The 5,881-nt window shown below is 64.0% G+C and carries 5 protein-coding genes and 1 pseudogene; all 6 read left to right on the top strand.

The annotated features are described in order from the left end of the window. The first annotated feature begins 8 nt into the window (after positions 1–8). Positions 9–1,652, top strand: a complete 1,644-nt coding sequence (locus CAPSK01_RS16160) for a radical SAM protein (protein ID WP_034929004.1) — start codon at positions 9–11, stop codon at positions 1,650–1,652. 54 nt (positions 1,653–1,706) lie between these two features. Next, positions 1,707–3,044 carry an NAD(P)/FAD-dependent oxidoreductase gene (locus CAPSK01_RS16155; protein ID WP_034929001.1) on the top strand — a complete coding sequence of 446 codons (1,338 nt, stop codon included), beginning with the start codon at positions 1,707–1,709 and terminating at the stop codon, positions 3,042–3,044. Next, positions 3,041–4,066 (top strand): Rid family hydrolase, encoded by a 1,026-nt coding sequence (locus CAPSK01_RS16150; RefSeq protein ID WP_273703855.1) that lies wholly within the window; start codon positions 3,041–3,043, stop codon positions 4,064–4,066. Before CAPSK01_RS16155 ends, CAPSK01_RS16150 begins: the two co-directional genes overlap by 4 nt. Then, on the top strand, positions 4,066–4,920 hold the full coding sequence (locus tag CAPSK01_RS16145; RefSeq protein WP_273703915.1) for a MipA/OmpV family protein: 855 nt from the start codon (positions 4,066–4,068) through the stop codon (positions 4,918–4,920). The genes CAPSK01_RS16150 and CAPSK01_RS16145 overlap by 1 nt, the downstream gene beginning before the upstream one ends. Then, positions 4,913–5,716 (top strand): lysophospholipid acyltransferase family protein, encoded by an 804-nt coding sequence (locus CAPSK01_RS16140; RefSeq protein ID WP_034928995.1) that lies wholly within the window; start codon positions 4,913–4,915, stop codon positions 5,714–5,716. The genes CAPSK01_RS16145 and CAPSK01_RS16140 overlap by 8 nt, the downstream gene beginning before the upstream one ends. Before the next feature lie 20 nt (positions 5,717–5,736). Beyond that, positions 5,737–5,881: pseudogene (locus CAPSK01_RS23420) on the top strand (glycosyltransferase); the annotation flags it as partial.

Raw genomic sequence — 5,881 nt, 5'->3', positions numbered from 1 at the left:
AGCAAAGCGTGCGCATAACCTTGGTTCACCCAGCCGGTTTCAATTTCGTTCCGGGGCAGCCCGATTTTTCGGTGCTGGCCAACCGCATGCCGCCGATCGGCATCATGCAGCTCGCGAGCTGGCTGGAGAAGCATGGCCATTCGACCGAACTGCACGACTGCCTCGGCCCGTATGCGCCGCCGGGAATAGAGGCCAACGCCGAAATCGTCCTGGCGAGCCGGCCGGATCTCGTAGGCATCAGTGCGACAACTTCCAGCTTCATGGACGGGGTCGACCTCGCTGTGTACATCAAGAGGAAGCGGCCCGAGATCAGAATTGTTTTCGGGGCCGTGCATGTGTCATCGATTGGCGCGCCGATTCTCGAGCACTTCCCGGAAATCGACTACCTGTGCATCGGTGAGGGTGAGGGCTGCCTGCTCGACCTTGCCAACGGCAAGGCACTGGCGGAGATCGACAACCTCGTATTCCGCAACGGCGACGGCCGGGTCGTCTGCAATCCGCGCCGACACCGCATCCTGAATCTCGACGAGCTGCCCTTTCCGGCGTACGAAAAGCTGGCCGGTTTTCCGCATGGCTATCACCTGCCACTGTTTGCCTACGAGAAACGCCACGGCGCGACGATGATCACTTCGCGTGGCTGCCCCTACACCTGCTCATTCTGCGACCGCACGGTTTTCGAGCGCCTGTACAAGACCAATTCGGCGCAATATACGTACGAGCACATGAAATATCTTCGGGACCGCTTCGGTGTCCGCCACATCAACTTTTACGATGATCTGTTCACGGCGCACAGGAAACGCGTCACCGAACTGTGCGAAATGCTGATTGAACAGCCGCTGGGCATGAACTTCAACTGCGCCATCCGCACCGGTCATACCTCCGACGAGATGCTGGCCATGCTGAAGAAGGCCGGTGCGCTGATGGTGTCGATGGGCATCGAATCGGCCGATCCGGGAATGATGGAGCGCCACAAGGCCGGGGTGACGCTACCCGAGGTGAAGAAGACCGTCGAACGGATCCACGCCGCCGGTTTGCGCGCCAAGGGCCTGTTCATCTTCGGCTTGCCGGGAGAAACACCGGAAACGCTCAGGCAGACGAGTGATTTCATTCTGTCTCTCGATCTCGACGAAATGAACATGACCAAGTTCAGCCCGATGTATGGTGCGCCGATCTGGGACGAGTGCATCAGCGGCAAGGAAGGGGACTTCATCGAAGACTGGCGGCTGATGAACTGCCTGAATTTTGTCTTCAAGCCACACGGGTTCTCGTCGCGCGAGGAGATGGACGCGCTCTACAACTGGCACGTCAAGCGCTACTACGACAGCCGGGGCTATCGTCATCGCTTTGCGAAGCGACTCTGGCAGCATCGCTGGAGCCTCTGGCATGTCGCCCGGCACCTGCCGGAAACCGTTGCCGCGGCTCGTTACTTCAGTGCCAACCAGAAGCAGCTGGAACTTGCCAGGCGGGAGTTTGCCCGCCATCCGCGCCAACCGGTCGGCCTGCAGCCCTTCCTGAGTCCGGAGCTGAAAGCGGATGCCATTGTCGCCATGTCGCCGGTCAAGGTTTCCCGCCGTCCAGCGCGGCCGGCAGCGGAACCGGATGCGTGCTGCACGCCGCAAGCGCTGGGATCAACCGTGCCGGGGACAGTATAATGGGGCGCTTGGCGACTTTCGCCGCTGGAGCAGTGACTGACAGGGGTTGAGGGCATGCAGCTTGAGGCTGGGGGAGGGGAGCGCCGGGAATGCGATGTCCTGGTGATCGGTGGCGGTCCGGCCGGGTCGACGATCGCGCCTTTGCTCGTCGAGCGAGGCCATCGTGTCGTCCTGCTCGAGAAAGCGCGACACCCGCGCTTCCACATTGGCGAGTCCCTGCTGCCGGCCAATCTGCCGCTCTTTGAACGGCTCGGCGTTGCCGACGAGGTCAGGGCCATCGGCATGGAAAAATGGGCAGCCGAATTTGTCTCGCCGCAGCACCCCATGCCGCAGACCTTCCATTTCGCAGAGGCCTGGGACAAGTCGATGCCTTACGCCTACCAGGTGAAACGGGCGGAGTTCGACGCCATCCTGATCCGCAATGCCGCGCGCAAAGGGGTCGAGGTCCACGAGGGTTGCAAGGCAAAGGCAGTCGACTTCCTGCCCGACCACCGCGCGCGGGTCCGTGCCCGCCAGGAAAATGGTCGCGAGCTTGAATGGACGGCACGCTTCGTCGTCGATGCCTCCGGGCGTGATACCTTCCTGGCCAATCGCTTCCAGATCAAGCACCGCAACCCCCGGCACAACAGTTCGGCCGTCTATGGGCATTTCGCGGGCGCCAGCCGCAGCGCCGGGCAGGCGGAAGGCAACATCACCATCTTCTGGTTCGAGCATGGCTGGTTCTGGTTCATTCCGATGCAGGGCGACGTGACCAGCGTCGGCATGGTCACCTGGCCGTATTTCATGAAGACCAGGGGGCAACGGAGCCTCGAGCGCTTCCTGCACGACGGCATTGCCTCCTGCCCGGCACTCGCGATGCGCCTCAAGGATGCCAGGCTGATCAACCCGGTCGAGGCCACCGGAAATTTTTCCTACGTGTCCGAGCGCACGCATGGCAGCAACTACCTGCTGCTCGGCGATGCCTACGCCTTCATCGACCCGGTTTTTTCTTCCGGCGTGCTGCTGGCGATGCACAGCGGCCTGATTGGCGCCGAAGCCATCGATACCTGTCTGCAGCGGCCTGACCAAGCAGCGGCGGCGCTCAAGCACTTCGACCACCTGATGCAGCACGGTCCAAAACAGTTTTCGTGGTTCATCTACCGGGTCACCAATCCGATCATGCGCGACTTCTTCATGGGACCCAAGAACATCTTCCGGGTCAAGGAAGCGCTGCTGTCGGTGCTCGCCGGCGACATTTTCGGCAGGACGCCGATCTGGCGCTCGCTGCGCATGTTCAAGCTGCTCTACTATTTCGCCAACGCCATCCAGCCCCGGCGCGCCTTCATGGGCTGGAAGCGCCGGCGTTTCAACATCCGCCGGGTCGATGATCCTGCCCTGAACGCCGCCCCGTGAGCCTCGCTTTTCGTTCCGATGCCTGCCGTTCGCGACCGCTGCTGGATGCCGAAGTCAAAGCTGCGGAGATCCTCGGCGGCACGCTGATCGGCGGTCGGCCGTCCGCGCCTCCGGCGCATCGCTGGCCGGTGCAGACGGTGGTCGCGCCGCTGCTCGGTTATCCTGGCGAAGCCGTCCATGAACAGTGGATCAGTGCCGGCGACTGTCACCCCGGCGAGTTTGAAGGAATCGCTTTCCGGTGCAGCCGGGAAGTCCTGTTCGGTGTCATCGAACTCGACGAGCAGGCCTTTTCGACCACCGGCCGGGAAAGCGCCCTGCAGCAGGCAACCGGGGAAGCCTACCGGCGCATTTTCCGGCTGCTTGCCGCGCAGGAGTTGCCACACCTCTGGCGCGTCTGGAATTATCTTGCCGACATCAACGGCGAAACCAACGGCCTCGAACGCTATCGCCAGTTCAACATTGGCCGGCACGATGCCTTTGCTGCCTGCGCCCGGGCGGCCACCGGTGACGTTCCCGCAGCCTGTACGATCGGCCTGCCGCAGGGACCGCTGAGCATCGCCTTCCTCGCCGGTCGAATGCCGGTACAGCCGGTCGAGAATCCACGCCAGGTGAGTGCCTACCACTACCCGATGGAGTACGGGCCACGCAGCCCCACTTTCTCACGTGCGGTACTCGTGACCCTGCCCGAACGGGAGTGCCTGTTCATTTCCGGGACGGCGAGCATCGTCGGACACCGTACGGTGCACCTCGGGGACATCTTCGGACAAACGCGCGAGGCGCTGGCCAATGTCGAGGCCGTTCTGGCCGAAGCCAACCGTCTGAGCCACCGCACGACATTTACGCTGGGGGGGCTTGCGTACCGTGTCTACATCCGCCATGCGGAGGATTTTCCGGTCGTGCGGGATCTGCTGAGCGCTCCGATGGGTACGGCGGCGGTTCTCTTCGTGCAGGCCGACATCTGCCGAAAAGACCTTCTCGTCGAGATCGAGGCGGTGGCTGTCAATGTTCCGGGGAGTCCATGATGAATGCATTGAAATCGAACGGTCGCCGGATCGGCCGTCTGGCGGCAGCGGGGCTGGGCTGTCTTTCGCTCGTCGCGCCGGCAGCCGAGGAGAAGCCGTTGTGGGAGCTGGGGGCCGGCGTCGCGGCCTTCAGCTTCCCGTACTACCGCGGGTCCGATCAGACCAACAATTTCGTTCTGCCGGTTCCCTATTTCACCTATCACGGCGATTTCTTCAAGGCCGACCGGCATGGCATCCGCGGCAGCTTCTTCGATTCCGACCGCATCGACCTGAGCGTCAGTCTGGCGCTGTCGCCACCGGGCAGCAGCGACGACATCCGGGCGCGCAAGGGAATGCCGAACCTCGACGCGACTTTCGAGATCGGCCCGCAGATCGACATCACCCTGTGGCGATCGGAAAACCGCGCCCGTTTCCTCAAGCTGTTGCTGCCGCTACGCGCCGCTTTCACGGTCGAGAATTCCCCCCGGGATATCGGCTGGGTCTTCCATCCCCGCCTCAACCTGGATATCACCGACCTTCCCGGGATGCCCGGCTGGAACCTCGGCCTGCTCGCCGGCGTGGTGTTCGGCGACCAGCGGCAGAATGCCTATTACTATTCGGTGGCGCCGCAGTACGCGACGGCGACGCGTCCCGCGTATCAGGCCGGCGGCGGCTATGCCGGCACGCAGTACCTGGTGGCGGTCTCCAAGCGTTTCCCGAAATTCTGGTTCGGCGCTTTCGCCCGTTACGACAACCTCAGCGGCGCCACTTTCGAGGACAGTCCGCTGGTCCGGCAGAAGGACTACTTCGCCGCCGGACTGTCCGTGAACTGGATCCTCGGCGAATCGTCGACGCGCGTGCGGGTCGATGACTGATTCGCGTGTCGGCAAGCCGCTGTGGGTCGCCTATGAACGTCTCGCGATGGCGCTCGGACTGGGGGCGCTGGCGCTTGCCTGCCTGATCTGGCTGCCGTTTGCGATGCTCCTGCATCCGCTGCTCCCCCGTCGCCTCGGCCAGCCGCTCGGGCGCTTCGTCGCACGTGCCGGTTTTCGGGGCTATCTCGGGGTGTTGACCGTGCTGTGTGCGTGCCGCTTCGATCTCGACGAACTCGACCAACTGCGCGAAGCGGGGCCGCTGGTGCTGGTCGCCAATCATCCCTCGCTGCTCGACGCCGTGCTCGTGCTCGCGCGCGTGCCGGATACCGTCTGCGTGATGAAGGCCGATCTCATGGACAACCTCCTCTTCGGCGCCGCGGCGCGTCTGGCGCGCTTCATCCGCAACGATGCGCCGCTGGCGATGATTCTCGATGCCGGCGAGGAACTCGGCCGCGGTGCCCGCCTGCTGATCTTTCCGGAGGGTAGCCGCACCACCGCCTTTCCGGTCGATCGCTGCCTGCCGACGGCCGGTCTGATCGCCCGCCGCAGCCAGGTGCCGGTGCAGACGCTGTTGATCGAGTTCTCCACCCCCTACCTCGGCAAGCACTGGCCGCTGTCCAGGCGACCGGCCCTGCCCCTGCGCTGCCGCATCCGCCTGGGCCGCCGCTTCAACCCGCCGCAGGATGTCGCCGCCTTCGCCGCCGAACTCGAAAGCCATTTCCGCGCCGAACTGCGGCCGCCATTGCCGACCACCGTCGCCAGCTCGGCTTTTCCGCGCGCCCGCAACGCCCACTGAAAGGCTGCTGACCGCCTGCCATGCCGCTTGCGTCGTCCACCCATCTGGTCATCATCCCGAGCTACAACCCTGGGCCGCGCGTCGTCGACACGGTTCGCGCCGCGCGTGCGCAGTGGACGCCGGTGTGGGTGGTCGTCGACGGCAGTAGCGACGGCAGCGCCGCGA

It is taken from the genome of Candidatus Accumulibacter vicinus (assembly GCF_000584955.1).
GTDB classification, from domain to species: domain Bacteria; phylum Pseudomonadota; class Gammaproteobacteria; order Burkholderiales; family Rhodocyclaceae; genus Accumulibacter; species Accumulibacter vicinus.
The sequence above is the reverse complement of the archived record's forward strand: the minus strand, read 5'-3'. Positions and strand labels throughout refer to the sequence as shown.